We start from the raw sequence: 11,880 nt of genomic DNA, 5'->3' as shown, positions 1-11,880 counted from the left end.
AACCCAGATCTCAAAGGTCTCGGCCCAGAAGCCCGCGCCGTACCGCCTAAGCGGTCGGCGTCGGGAGTACGTCACCGGTTATCCTTCATCCTTCATCCACCCGTTCTTGTAATTCTGATTTGGGTTTGTTGGTCAATCTTTGGAAAATCAGTTGAATTCCCAGACAAAATAACCCAAAGGCGGCAAAGGCAAAGACGAAGGTGCCTAGGGTGGTGATGCCGGTGACTAAGGTCCGCACGGCGATGGAAATATTCACCGCTGTGGGATTGGTGGAATGAATGGGTTTGCTGGCAAAGGTTTCGGCAATGGAAGCGGTGAGCAACATGCAGGCTCTTGCGATCGCCGCCGCGACTCCAGAACCAAAAAAGCACCGCCAGATGGGGGGTTCGCTTTGGGATGATGTGGGTGGGGCTGGGCTTTTGCTGGATTGATTGTCTGTGGAGTTGTGATGAGTCATGGTTTGCAGGTGGAAATTCTATCTGCTACGGTTTACAACTGAAAGGGTAGGAGAATTGCAAAGGGGAATCGATCGCCTAGGGGACTTGCGATGCCAGTTGAATGCCGGTATTGATAAACTTGGCGACCCATAAGTCTAGATTCGGATCGGCGATCGCAGCTTTGACTTTTTCCCGCGCTTGTTCTGCTTTCTGCCGCGAATGGGCGATCGCAAATACGCTCGGACCGGACCCGGACATCATGGTTCCCAAGATATCGCACTCTTCAAAGGCTTCGCGCAGTTTCAATACCTGCGGATAGGCGGGCAATACCACTTTTTCTAAATCGTTGTGCAGCAGTTGGGCAATTTTTTCGCCGTCGCCTTGGGCGATCGCGCTTAACATGGATCCGGAGTGAACTCGCTTGCGCCGCCCTTCTAAATCTTTCGCTTCCGAGATGTAGGTACTGCCAAATTGTTGCCGATAGGTTTGATAGGCCCAAGGGGTGGATACGGCTAAATCCCGATATTTTGCCAACACTAGATGCAAACTATCTACATCGGGCAAGGGTTCTAAGTCGCTTCCCCGCCCGGTGGCGAGGGCGGTTCCCCCAGCGATGCAAAAGGGCACGTCGGATCCAATTTCGCTGGCTAAATCTTGCAATTCGGGCTGGGTTAATCCCAGTTTCCACAACAGGTTGAGTCCCACCAGCACTGCTGCCGCATCGGTGGATCCCCCCGCCAAGCCGGCAGCTATGGGAATCTGTTTGTCTAGGGTAATATCTGCACCGCCATAGCGATCGAATACACTGGGGAACCGGTCTTGCATCAGTTTGGCGGCGCGATAGGCAAGGTTGGTTTCATTGGTGGGCACTTGCGGGTTGTCGCAATGGATGCGAAACCCTTGAATGCTATTGGGGGCAATCTGTAGGCGATCGGCTAAATCGATACTTTGCAACACCATTGCCAGTTCGTGGTAGCCATCGGGGCGATCGCCGATAATTTCTAAATAGAGATTTATTTTTGCCGGGGCAATCAACGAGTAAGAACGCATGGTCATTCATCTCAGTTCACAACGGTAATTTGTGGCTGGTTAACAAATTACTCAAGGCGACCCAATCTCTAACGCTGAGGTCTTCGGCGCGCGATTGAGGGTTAATCTCTAATTGTTCCAGAAACTGGCTCAAGCGATCGCGATCGACGATCGCTTTTAAGTTATTTCGCAACATTTTGCGCTTGTTGGCAAACCCCACTTTCACCAAACTCTCTAACTGGCGCGGATCTTCGGCAGGGGTTTCCACCCTCCGAGGACGCAAGCGCACTACCGCAGATTCTACCTTCGGCGGCGGGTAAAATGCTTTGGCCGGTACTGGGCAAATATACTCGCATTCGGCTAAATACTGCACTCGCACCGATAGCGCCCCAAATGCTTTCGACCCCGGATCCGCTACTAACCGTTCCCCCACTTCTTTTTGCAACAGCAGCACGATCGCTTCATACGGATTCTGTGCCGGTTGGCCGATCTTTCCGAGCAGTTTTTCTAAAATCGGACCGGTAATATTATACGGAATATTGGCGACGACTTTATTCGGATGCTGAAATTTCTCATCCGCTTGCGCCAATTCTGCTGCGATATTCAATGATAGGACATCTCGTTCTAAAAGTAAAAAATTATCGGTTTTCTCGTATTTTTGCCGCAGTTTTTGGCACAGATCTCGGTCGATTTCTACGGCAATCACCGACTGGGCGAAGGTTAATAATTGCTGGGTGAGGATGCCGGTTCCCGGTCCAATCTCGAGGATGCGATCGCGCGGGGATATCTGCCCTGCACTGAGAATCTGGTTTAATACTTTCTCGCTTCGCAACCAATGTTGGGCAAATCGTTTTCTCGGATAAGATGATGGCACGATCCAGTTCTGACCTCTTGTTCGTTTCAGGGGTTCGGCTTTCAATTTTACTCCTAAAACCAGCACAATCTTGTTTTCTGGCTTGCTTTCGCGGTTGCAGGGTCGCAAAATCGGGAACTCCAGGGGGATCCTGTGGCGCGATCGCCCCCTGGATTCACCGCCTGGGCGATCGCCTCCCCCCATGATTCTCCCTTCTCAATTCTCTATTTCTCCTTCCTCGCCGCCTGCCCCATCTGAGCATCTATCCACAGAAAGAAACCGTTCTCTATCTAGGGCAATATTTTTGCCTCTTCCCCCAGTTCTATAAAACCCGGGTAGCCAAACTTACCGGGCATGGAAATCAAATATTCTACCCAAAGGAAGATGTATGGGGGCGGTGGAATTTACTAAACTTTACATAATGTGAAGTTAGGATTTTAGTTTATCATGGCTAACGTTTCAGACAATATTGCTCAGGCAAAAGAAAATATGCCGGATATCACCCCGACGCCGCCGAGTTTAAAACCTCAAGTGAGTCCGCAGGACTTGAAAGGGCGTCTGGAGTGGGGCGAACCCGGTTTGACGATTATGGACGTGCGATCGCGCGAGGCGTTCAACTACGAGCGCATTACCGGTGCGATTCCGATGCCGATGGATAGTCTGCCTTCTTCTCCCGACAACAGCAACTTAGAAGCGCGCCGCGATATCTACGTTTATGGCGACAGCGACCAAGAAACGGCTCAAGCGGCAAATCGCCTGCGCGATGCTGGGTTTATCAACGTTGCTGAAGTCAAAGGCGCTTTACCGGCATGGAAAGCGATCGGCGGTCCGACGGAAGGTATCGTCTCGATGGAAGGGCCTGCCGGTCCGAGTTCCCTGAAGAAGAGCGAAACCAATGTTGCCGCTCGTTTAGATGAAAAAGCGGAATTAGCATCTAAAAAATAATATCATGTTTTAGCGCAAATCGGGGATAACTTCCCCTGTTTGCCAACCAACAGATTTTTGGTCGGGGTCACCACGGTGTGCCCCGACGTTTTTTGCACGACTGTTCCCCAATTCCCTTTCACCCTTGATTCAGGGTTTGCCAAGTTTTGGCTAAACGGCGAGCAATCTCTCTGGCGATCGCCTCACTGTTCCAATAATAAAGATGTGCCAGGGGATTCCAACTGGTTAAAACACTGCCCACATTCACCGACTTGTCTGCTGTTACCGCTTTCTCGTATTCCGGACTAATCGGTTTTAACGGATAAGCAATAACATCCGAGTCATCGTAAAAATTAATCCATTCCCCGAATAAACCGGGATAATACTGCTGCAAATCCGCCGCCGGCACGCGAATGGGGCGGTCGAATTTTTGGTGCAAGCTCCATAGGGCTAAGGGACTCCCTAGAGTATAGAATAACTGTAAAGTTTCTCCCAGTTCTAAAGCCGTATCTCCGATTTCGCTCTTCACCAATTCGGGGATTACCCCCTGCTTGTCTGCGCTGTTTCTGAATTGCTGCAAATCGTAAAAGTAATTACTGGCAATCACCGAACCGAGGCTGTGAGAGATGACGCATAACGGCGCTTTGCTGCCGGCTTTTTGGGCTAAATTTTTCAACCCTTGGGAAAATTGGCGATGAATGCGATCGTAGAGGGTTCTATCTTTCTGCGAGGTGATTTGATAGGCAACGGTATCCCCGAGAAAGGCAACGAAAAAGAATCGCAGTTGGCCATAGTTGAGGGATTCGGAATTAATTTTTTCCCAGAGTTGGTCTTGTTCTTCTTGCACCAAATTCGCCCAGTAAATCGGCTCGATCGCCAGACGCGATCGCGCTTCGGATTCGTCAATCTCTAATTCGGCGGCAAAGTTCGCGAGAATCCCCTGGATCGTGGGTTGGAAAAAAGTCGGTTCCTGACTGATTCCACTGTCAAAATTGTTATCCGCCACGCCAATGCCATGAATCATGGCAACCGCTAGTTTTTGCTGTGACATTTTACATTCCGATTGTTTAGGTTTTACCTCAAGGGTGGGTAATTGATGATGAGATAAAATTATAGCAAATTGAGTATGATGCCCGCCAAAAAAGCCCCGCCTCAGAGAAAGGTGGGGTGAGAGGAGCAACGATCGCGCCGGTTCCGAGATACTATAGAACCGAGGGACAACGCAAGGCTCGCGAGGGGAATGTGCGAATCTCGATCGCGTGCCATCACCCTAACATAGGGATCGCACCGATGGAGGGGAGGGGAGGGGAGGCGCGATCGCCTTTCTTACTCGCTCAAGCGATCGCGCAGCATGTCGTGGAGAAAGCGATATCGCCCGCCGACTCGTTGCAAAAACAGCCGTTCTGCGGCATAATTGAGAAACTTAGTATAATCCCAGGGCGTTTCGCCATCGCGCCAGAGAATCAGTCGCACGGTTAAATGCTGCATCCAGGGGATACCGACGATCGCCCCGGCGATCGCGCCAAAAATCGGCAGCACGGCGGCAATAAAAAACAGCACCGACAGCCCATACATCACCCAGCCCTCTTGGGCGTAAATATGGGAAATCAGCGCCCCGATCGCCTGAAAACCGAGCAATCCCAGCAGGGCAAACAGGAGAGAACCCACCGCCGATCGCCACAGTCGTTCGTGCGAGACGGTTGTCAGATTCACATCCGGCACTTTTAACGCCACCAACCCGGCAGCACTTAACGCAATTATCCCAAAAAATATCCCATAAATCTTCCAAGCTTCCCCGCCATAAATTGCGGCGAAAACTACACTATACACCAAAAAATAACTCACCACAATGCCCACGGGATAGATTAAATCCTTTCCCTTCGCGGGTAAGCGAATGGGGGGCAATTCTGAAATCGAAAATGCGGTTAGATTTGCCCTCGTCATGGTGGTGGCCAGCCAGCGCAACCAATAGCGGGTATGCTCTGCATTGGGCGGTTGTCCGCGCCTGCCATAGGCGCGGGAAGGAAGATCCCGGGTCAATTGGCGGCGAATGTAGGCATTAAACAGATAAACGATGCGCTCTTCGCGGGAGGTGAGTCGCTTCCAAGAATGAATTAAAATTTCCTCATAAGCTAAAGTCATTAAATTTAACAGCAGCGGCGTTTTAGCTAATTTTAATAACCCCGGATTGCTTTGTAAATCTTCCCACAATTCCCGACTGCGAGACGAGCGCAAATACTCCTCAACTTGGGACACCGTGAGGGGTTGCAAGCCGATCGCGGCATATAAATGCAGGCGAGACTTGCGACGCTGGTAAGTATCCATGCGCGAACACAATACCAACGGCAGCGATCGCCCATCTTGCCCCCGCGCCCGCGAAATCGTCTCCAAACATTGCTCCTGTCGGTCTTCTGGGATTTCATCCAACCCATCGAGCAACGGTAACAAGCGATCGCTCGCCACCCATTTCCGGACTAACACTCTGCTCGCCCCATATTTCCAGCTCACTTCCCTCACTAACCAACTGCTGAAGTGGCGATCGCTTCTCCAGCTTTTCAAGTCCAACACCACCGGCATCGGGGCAGTTTCATCCCCCACCGCGCGATCGCACAGATCCTCCGCCAATTCCAGCAACGTGGAGGTTTTCCCCGCCCCCGCTGCCCCCAAAATCAACACAATCCCGCCAATCCTCGCCACCCGCAGGGTCTGAGCCTCAGTATCCACCCGCGCCCCCACCGCATTCAGCGCCTCTACCCCGCCCGGGGCCTTCGCCCGCCGTTCAAGTACCTGCAAAATCCGTTCCTCTTTCTCCACCGACTGCTTCGGATGCTTGCCAATTTTCACCTCCACTTCCCAAATCCGAGGCATTTCCCCCGGGGATTCCTCTCGCGCCAGATATTCGCGCACCGCATAATGGAGAGACTGTCGCGATCGGGCGCTGACTTCTCGCTTCACCGCCTGCAGCAATCCCTCGCGGTTCTTGCATGGCTGCTGTTTCGAGAGCTGCCACCGTTGCAGTACAATCGTCCCGGTGGGCAACGCCGTGCCCAAGATAAATAAAAACATCGCCAAATAGCCCGCCGTGGGGTAAAAATCCGGGGATACCGAATCATTTTGCAATAAAAAATACAGCAGCACGCTGGTTCCCAGGAATAGCACCGGGCACAGCCAAAAGCCAAACGCCGGGAAAGGCAAACGGGCCACTAATGGGCCGATGCGACGATCCGCCAAGACAAATCCGCTTCTGCTACGATCGGGAAAACTGGCGCTGTGGGCATTGGGGGAGCAGTCCCAGTGCTGGGCGATCGCGGAAGGCTCCAATAACGAGGCGCTCAATCCAAATAACAGGGCGCAACCCCCCGTCAGGACCAACAGCAAGATCCAGTCATCCCGCGTGGGCGTTGCTAGGGCGGCGACCCCGGCGCAGAATACGCCATTCACAGTGATGCTTAGCAGCAACCACAGCGCTGCAGAGAGTGTCGTCATCGGAAGTTTAGGCATAGTAGAGGCTGGGGGTGGACTTTTACAATCATAAATTTACCGTCTCGCCGTCAATTTCTGGCACTCAACATTGCCCCCTTGCTCCCTGCGCCGGGGTGATTTCCGCTCCCTCTGGCGCTTTATTGGTTTTTCCTGAACAAATCCGCGCGATCGCCGCAAACTTTGCCAAACTCGTCGATATCAATGCACCGTTGTTCGCAGGAGACCCCGACTCGTGGAATACGATATCCGTTATAAACCCTCCTTTGCCACCATTTTCGTCACCCTCAGCCCCGGAGAACGCATCACCGCCGAAGCCGGTGCCATGATAAGTATGGACTCTCGCCTGTCGATGAAATCTCGCGTTTCTGGGAATATCTTTGGCGCTTGGTTGCGTAGTACCTTTGGCGGGGAATCTCTGTTCGTGAATGAATTTAAAAATGACACCGCCCAACCCCTAACTCTGGTACTCTCGCAAGCGACAATTGGCGATATCGCCGGGGTGGAATTAACAAATTCGGCCATTTGCTTTCAACCCGGGGCCTATATCGCCCATACCCCCGGAATACAATTGGGCCTGCGATGGGCGGGATTCACCAGTGGTTTCGCCGGGGAAGGATTCTTTAAACTGAAACTCAGCGGCACGGGACGAGTGTTTTTTGGTGCCTATGGCGGCTTGACGAAAAAAATTATGGATGGCGATTTGATTGTGGATAATGGCCATTTAGTTGCCTATTCTCCCAGCATTAAAATGGGTCTGCGGTTCTCTGGCGGATTGTTGGCTTCCATGACCTCACAAGAAGGATTGGTGAATCGCCTACAAGGTCGCGGGGAGGTGTATTTGCAGTCGCGCTCTTTGGATGGTTTGGTGAGCTTTTTGCGATCGAAAGTGCGCTAGGAATTTTGTTGGTAAATTTTTAGAGGATAAAAAGAGGATGGAAATTACAATTTTAAAGCAACCAGAAAGCGCGATCGCCCAGGTTCAACTCGATGCGGGGGAGGAAATTATCGCCGAAGCCGGGGCGATGATTTCTATGAGCGCCAATTTCCAAACCAACACCACCCTGAGAAAAGGCAAGGGCGGGGGCATGTTGGGCGGTTTGAAGCGCAGTTTGGCGGGAGAGTCTTTATTTTTAAGCCAATTTCGCGCCCTCGGAAGCCCGGGAGAAATCTTTCTCGCTCCGCAAATTTTAGGGGATATTTTTCATTATTCGATGGGCAGTAACGGCTTGGTGGTTCAGGCGAAATCTTACCTGGCAAGTAGTACGGGGGTAGAGGTAGAGTTGGGATTTCAAGGGTTTAAATCCCTGTTTTCGGGAGAAAATATGTTTTGGCTGGATGTGGGGGGAATGGGAGAGTTGTTGTTAAATTCGTTTGGGGCTATTTATGAAGTGCCGGTGAATGGGGAGTATATTGTGGATACCGGGCATATTGTGGCGTTTGAAAAAAGCCTGAATTTTGACGTGATGAAACCGCCGGGAAGTAGCTGGCTGAGTGCTTGGTTGGGTGGCGAAGGCTTGGTTTGTCGGTTTAAAGGGGTGGGGCGGCTGTTTTGCCAAACCCACAATGCTGAGGCGTTTGGCCGCTTGGTAGGCGGGCAATTACCGCCGAGACAAAGTAATGCGTAGGTGATGGGTTTGCAGGTTGAAAATTTGAGGGAAATTATGAGTGGTGAAATTGCTTTTGAAATCGAACATTCTCCGGCTTATGCGTCTTTGCGGCTGCAGTTGCAACCGAATCAATCGGTGTTAATCGAGTCGGGAGCAATGGCGGCGATGGATTCTGGAATTCAGATGAAATCGCGCATGCAGGGTGGAATGATGCAAGGACTCGGGCGGATGATGAGTGGCGAGTCGTTGTTTATTAGCGAGTTTACGGCACAAGGAAAAGGAGGGGAGATTTTTGTCTCCCCTGCAGTTCCCGGGGATATCGAGCATTATTCCTTGCAGGGGAATGGTTTGCGGATTCAGTCTAGTGGGTTTTTGGCATCGAGTCCCACGGTGGCGATCGAGACGGGGTTCGAAGGGGGTCGCGGCTTTTTTAGCGGCGAGGGTTTGTTTTTGGTCAGGGCCACGGGCGAGGGGGATTTGTGGTTTAATTCCTATGGCGCGATCGTGGAAATTCCCGTGTCGGGCGAGTATGTGGTGGATACCGGCTATATTGTGGCGTTTGAGGAGAGTTTGAATTATTCGGTGGAGAATATTGGCGGATTGTCCTTTCGCGGATTGGCAACCGGCGTGTTTGGCGGCGAAGGATTGGTCTGTCGCTTTCAGGGAACCGGGCGCTTGTGGGTGCAGTCTCGCTCTTTGCTCGGTTTGCTCAATTTTTTCCAACCCTTTCGCCCGGTGAGCAGTTCAAACAATTAGCACCCGCAAAAAAAAGCACTGGGGAAACCCCCTGCTTCCGAGGCTTTGCTCGGAACGCAACCCCTGGAGGCGAAAAGCCTTGCCAGATAAGGGTTTGGGGAATTTTCAAAAAAATTTTGCTAAAGGGGTTTACAAACTGGAAAAATTTGCTATGATAGTAAAGGTGCAAAACCAAGGCTCAGTAGCTCAGTGGTTAGAGCAGGGGACTCATAAGCCCAAGGTCGCAGGTTCAAATCCCGCCTGAGCCATTCACTACATAAGGGTGTCAGCCCTTTATTATTTGCAAGCAACCGCGTTCAAGAGAAGCAATCGACAGAATGCGGGATGCAGCGTTATGCTACCATATGTGACGCTGAAATTTAGGGTAAAGATTAGGGAAGCCTTCAACCGGGCAGAGGTGGAGCGTGAAAAGCGATTCTGAGTGGCTTAAGCAAATCAACGCCGAACTGAAAGCAGTTCGAGCTGGAGTAACTGTGCGACAAAAAGGCGATCGCCTCACTCTCCGAGGGACTTTCCCCCCCAAACCCAACAGCACCATAAAGACCTCATCAACAAGACCTAAAACTGGGCATCTATGCCAATCCAGCAGGTTTCCGTCGAGCCGCTGCTGAAGCAATGCGTGTTGGTGGTCTCTTAGCTTGCAAACAATTTACTTGGTCGGAATGGTTGGAACCTGAACCTGACACGTCTGCCATCCCTATATCCGATTGGTTGGAACGTTTCGAGCAAGACTATTTCAACAAACGCGCCAGGACACCCAAGACCGAAACCAGTTTCAGAGACTATCTCAAAGCCTGGGAATTATTCAGCGATCGCCACCAACCTCTGACCAAAGATTCGATATTGGCTGCGGTCATTAAGTCTGACCCAGATTCAAGGGCTAGGAAACGCGCCTGTATTGCGCTCGGGGCATTGGCTAAATTTGCCAGTATTGAGATTGACCTCAAACCCTATCAAGGAAAATACTCACCCTACAGTGCCATTGAAGAAAAAGAACTACCCAGTGATGAGTTGATTGTCCAGTGGCGCGATCGCAATATACCTCGAACATTTCCAGTTCGCAATGTAGGAACAGAACCAGCACCATTGATGGAAATGCTTGAACAATCAGATTATTTACTTTTGGCAACCAATGGAACAGAAAGAAGAACCCAATTTGCTAAAAATTATTTTGATGGTCTAGGAAAACCAATTTGGGAAGTTTTGATTCCCGATGAACGAACTGATGAGGGTGAACCTGCTGATAGTCCAGAGCCTCCCAACACTGAACCACCACCGCAACCCGATTCAGACCGACGTCCAAACTCAGTTGGCAACTGTCGCATCACCAATATTCGTGATACTGGCGATGATGGTCTATCTTCAACAAGTTGGCATAATAATGATTTCACTCGGGTCTATATCGGTAGAGGAGGCAGTCAGGGAATTGCGCGATCGCCCCTGCACAATCCATATCCCATTTCCGAAAGCACAACTAGAGAACAATCAATTCATAAATTCAAAAGATACTCATGGCCTCTGATTCGGGATGAAATCTCTCCTTTCTATCCAGCAATCCGCAACGTTGCCTCCCTACTGGCTCAAGGACATGATAGAATTGGTTTGTCATTGCGCCCCCCGTGAGTGCCATGGGGACGTTATTCATCGAGCAGCTCTCTGGATGATTGAAAATAATCGCGTTCCCAACCAACCTGATGCCCCCGTTACCAGCGATGGCCGCCTTCATCTCGGCATGGCAGGACTTAGCAATCTGGTTGGATTGACTCCTCGAATGAAACTGGAAATAGAAACGTTACTCGTCAACCGGCATCGTGAATGGTATTTGAGACTCAATGGTGTACCTACTCGCAATCCAGTGGTTCATATTCGTGGCTCTGGGACTGGATTTGACCGATTGGTTGCTCGATACCTAATTCGCGATGGTTATAAAGATGTTGTCATTCATGGTGATAGCCTTCCCAGTGAATTGCCCAGCAACCTTCCCTGGATAATAAGCGATAAGCCTTTAACTGACAATCTCGATTATCTATTCGTTCATTGGGATGAGGAGACAGAAGAAATTGAAGATTTGATTCAGGAATTTAATCAACCTGATAAAACATTGATTGCTTATGTTCGAAAACCGAAAGTTAATTTGCCAGACCCCATTCCTGATTTAGAAGACCCAAAACGATTTGAAAAATATGGGAGAGAGGTGCGGCCTGGTTCTTATGTAGCGGTCATTGGTTCTAGAGAATTTCGCCGTGCTTCATGGGCTAAACAAGCGATCGCTCAATTCATTAATGCTCTTCCCAATGATTGTATCGTTGTTTCTGGTGGTGCCAAAGGAGCCGATACCTATGCCGCTGATGAAGCTAGAGCCAGAGGATTGCAAGTTATCGTTCATCCGGCTCATTGGGTTCAACGTCCCGACCGACTTCCAAATGGACAGATTGACCCCAATTGGAAACCTATTCTTATGCCTCCTGACCGCAGTCCTGAAGATACCAACGAAAGAGCTAATGCGGGAACTGAACGAAATAAAGTCATCGTTGATGAATGCAATTGCCTCTATGCGTTCTCTATCAAAAATATGTCAAGCGCAACCAAAGATGCTTTCCAGTATGCTGCTTTAAAAGAGAAATCTAATCTGGAAATGCTATTTGAGGAAGGTGCTGAAAAACGCTCATCTAATTATGTTGAACGTGCCCCGTTTAATTTATTTTACTTTGATGCTGGACAGTGAAAAGTTCTCTATGACCCCGAGAGTGTCGCTCTATGACCTCAAAAAAATGGACCGGCATAAAACCAG

At 50.4% G+C, this 11,880-nt stretch carries 11 protein-coding genes and 1 tRNA gene; 7 read left to right on the top strand and 5 right to left on the bottom strand.

What is annotated here, in order from left to right:
* Nucleotides 1-85: 85 nt before the first annotated feature.
* The 3 genes from AC0QH1_RS17580 to rsmA all read right to left on the bottom strand — a co-directional run bounded on the left by AC0QH1_RS17580 (nt 86) and on the right by rsmA (nt 2,340).
* Nucleotides 86-457, bottom strand: a complete 372-nt coding sequence (locus AC0QH1_RS17580) for a DUF3082 domain-containing protein (RefSeq protein ID WP_324632546.1) — start codon at nt 455-457, stop codon at nt 86-88.
* 76 nt (nt 458-533) lie between these two features.
* The gene (ispE, locus tag AC0QH1_RS17575) at nt 534-1,487 is read right to left on the bottom strand and encodes a 4-(cytidine 5'-diphospho)-2-C-methyl-D-erythritol kinase (protein ID WP_324632547.1); all 954 of its coding nucleotides are present in this window, start codon (nt 1,485-1,487) and stop codon (nt 534-536) included.
* Between the two features lie 16 nt (nt 1,488-1,503).
* Complete coding sequence (gene rsmA / locus AC0QH1_RS17570; RefSeq protein WP_324632545.1) at nt 1,504-2,340, bottom strand: 16S rRNA (adenine(1518)-N(6)/adenine(1519)-N(6))-dimethyltransferase RsmA; 837 nt, start codon at nt 2,338-2,340, stop codon at nt 1,504-1,506.
* A gap of 426 nt (nt 2,341-2,766) precedes the next feature.
* Between rsmA and AC0QH1_RS17565 the strand changes: the two genes are divergently transcribed.
* Nucleotides 2,767-3,264, top strand: coding sequence for a rhodanese-like domain-containing protein (locus tag AC0QH1_RS17565; RefSeq protein ID WP_324632544.1), 498 nt, complete (start codon nt 2,767-2,769; stop codon nt 3,262-3,264).
* Between the two features lie 118 nt (nt 3,265-3,382).
* Here AC0QH1_RS17565 and AC0QH1_RS17560 read toward each other — a convergent pair whose 3' ends face one another.
* Together AC0QH1_RS17560 and AC0QH1_RS17555 are read right to left on the bottom strand one after the other, a co-directional pair.
* Entirely contained in the window at nt 3,383-4,294 is a 912-nt protein-coding gene (locus tag AC0QH1_RS17560) for a hypothetical protein (protein ID WP_324632543.1), read from the bottom strand.
* A 275-nt stretch (nt 4,295-4,569) separates the two neighbouring features.
* Entirely contained in the window at nt 4,570-6,729 is a 2,160-nt protein-coding gene (locus AC0QH1_RS17555; protein WP_324632541.1) for an NACHT domain-containing protein, read from the bottom strand.
* 229 nt (nt 6,730-6,958) lie between these two features.
* Here AC0QH1_RS17555 and AC0QH1_RS17550 point away from each other — a divergent pair, with 229 nt between their 5' ends.
* The 6 genes from AC0QH1_RS17550 (at nt 6,959) to AC0QH1_RS17525 (ending at nt 11,814) form a co-directional block, all read left to right on the top strand.
* The gene (locus tag AC0QH1_RS17550; protein WP_324632540.1) at nt 6,959-7,621 is read left to right on the top strand and encodes a TIGR00266 family protein; all 663 of its coding nucleotides are present in this window, start codon (nt 6,959-6,961) and stop codon (nt 7,619-7,621) included.
* A gap of 37 nt (nt 7,622-7,658) precedes the next feature.
* Complete coding sequence (locus tag AC0QH1_RS17545; protein ID WP_324632539.1) at nt 7,659-8,351, top strand: TIGR00266 family protein; 693 nt, start codon at nt 7,659-7,661, stop codon at nt 8,349-8,351.
* Between the two features lie 36 nt (nt 8,352-8,387).
* The gene (locus tag AC0QH1_RS17540; protein ID WP_324632538.1) at nt 8,388-9,089 is read left to right on the top strand and encodes a TIGR00266 family protein; all 702 of its coding nucleotides are present in this window, start codon (nt 8,388-8,390) and stop codon (nt 9,087-9,089) included.
* Nucleotides 9,090-9,264: 175 nt separating this feature from the next.
* Nucleotides 9,265-9,337 (top strand) — tRNA-Met (locus tag AC0QH1_RS17535).
* Nucleotides 9,338-9,704: 367 nt separating this feature from the next.
* A complete protein-coding gene (locus AC0QH1_RS17530) occupies nt 9,705-10,712 on the top strand; it encodes a hypothetical protein (protein WP_324632536.1) in 1,008 nt (335 codons plus the stop codon).
* 37 nt (nt 10,713-10,749) lie between these two features.
* A complete protein-coding gene (locus tag AC0QH1_RS17525) occupies nt 10,750-11,814 on the top strand; it encodes an SLOG family protein (protein ID WP_324632535.1) in 1,065 nt (354 codons plus the stop codon).
* Nucleotides 11,815-11,880 lie beyond the last annotated feature (66 nt).

The sequence above is a fragment of the Phormidium sp. CCY1219 genome (genome assembly GCF_055795085.1).
Note: the sequence above shows the minus strand (reverse complement) of the source record. Positions and strands in the feature narration are given on the sequence as shown.

Coding starts and splice junctions, on each gene's coding strand:
- AC0QH1_RS17525 (WP_324632535.1), top strand. CDS start 10,750: ATGATTGAAAATAATCGCGTTCCCAACCAACCTGATGCCCCCGTTACC.
- ispE (WP_324632547.1), bottom strand. CDS start 1,487: ATGCGTTCTTACTCGTTGATTGCCCCGGCAAAAATAAATCTCTATTTA.
- AC0QH1_RS17560 (WP_324632543.1), bottom strand. CDS start 4,294: ATGTCACAGCAAAAACTAGCGGTTGCCATGATTCATGGCATTGGCGTG.
- AC0QH1_RS17580 (WP_324632546.1), bottom strand. CDS start 457: ATGACTCATCACAACTCCACAGACAATCAATCCAGCAAAAGCCCAGCC.
- AC0QH1_RS17540 (WP_324632538.1), top strand. CDS start 8,388: ATGAGTGGTGAAATTGCTTTTGAAATCGAACATTCTCCGGCTTATGCG.
- AC0QH1_RS17565 (WP_324632544.1), top strand. CDS start 2,767: ATGGCTAACGTTTCAGACAATATTGCTCAGGCAAAAGAAAATATGCCG.
- AC0QH1_RS17555 (WP_324632541.1), bottom strand. CDS start 6,729: ATGACGACACTCTCTGCAGCGCTGTGGTTGCTGCTAAGCATCACTGTG.
- AC0QH1_RS17545 (WP_324632539.1), top strand. CDS start 7,659: ATGGAAATTACAATTTTAAAGCAACCAGAAAGCGCGATCGCCCAGGTT.
- AC0QH1_RS17530 (WP_324632536.1), top strand. CDS start 9,705: ATGCGTGTTGGTGGTCTCTTAGCTTGCAAACAATTTACTTGGTCGGAA.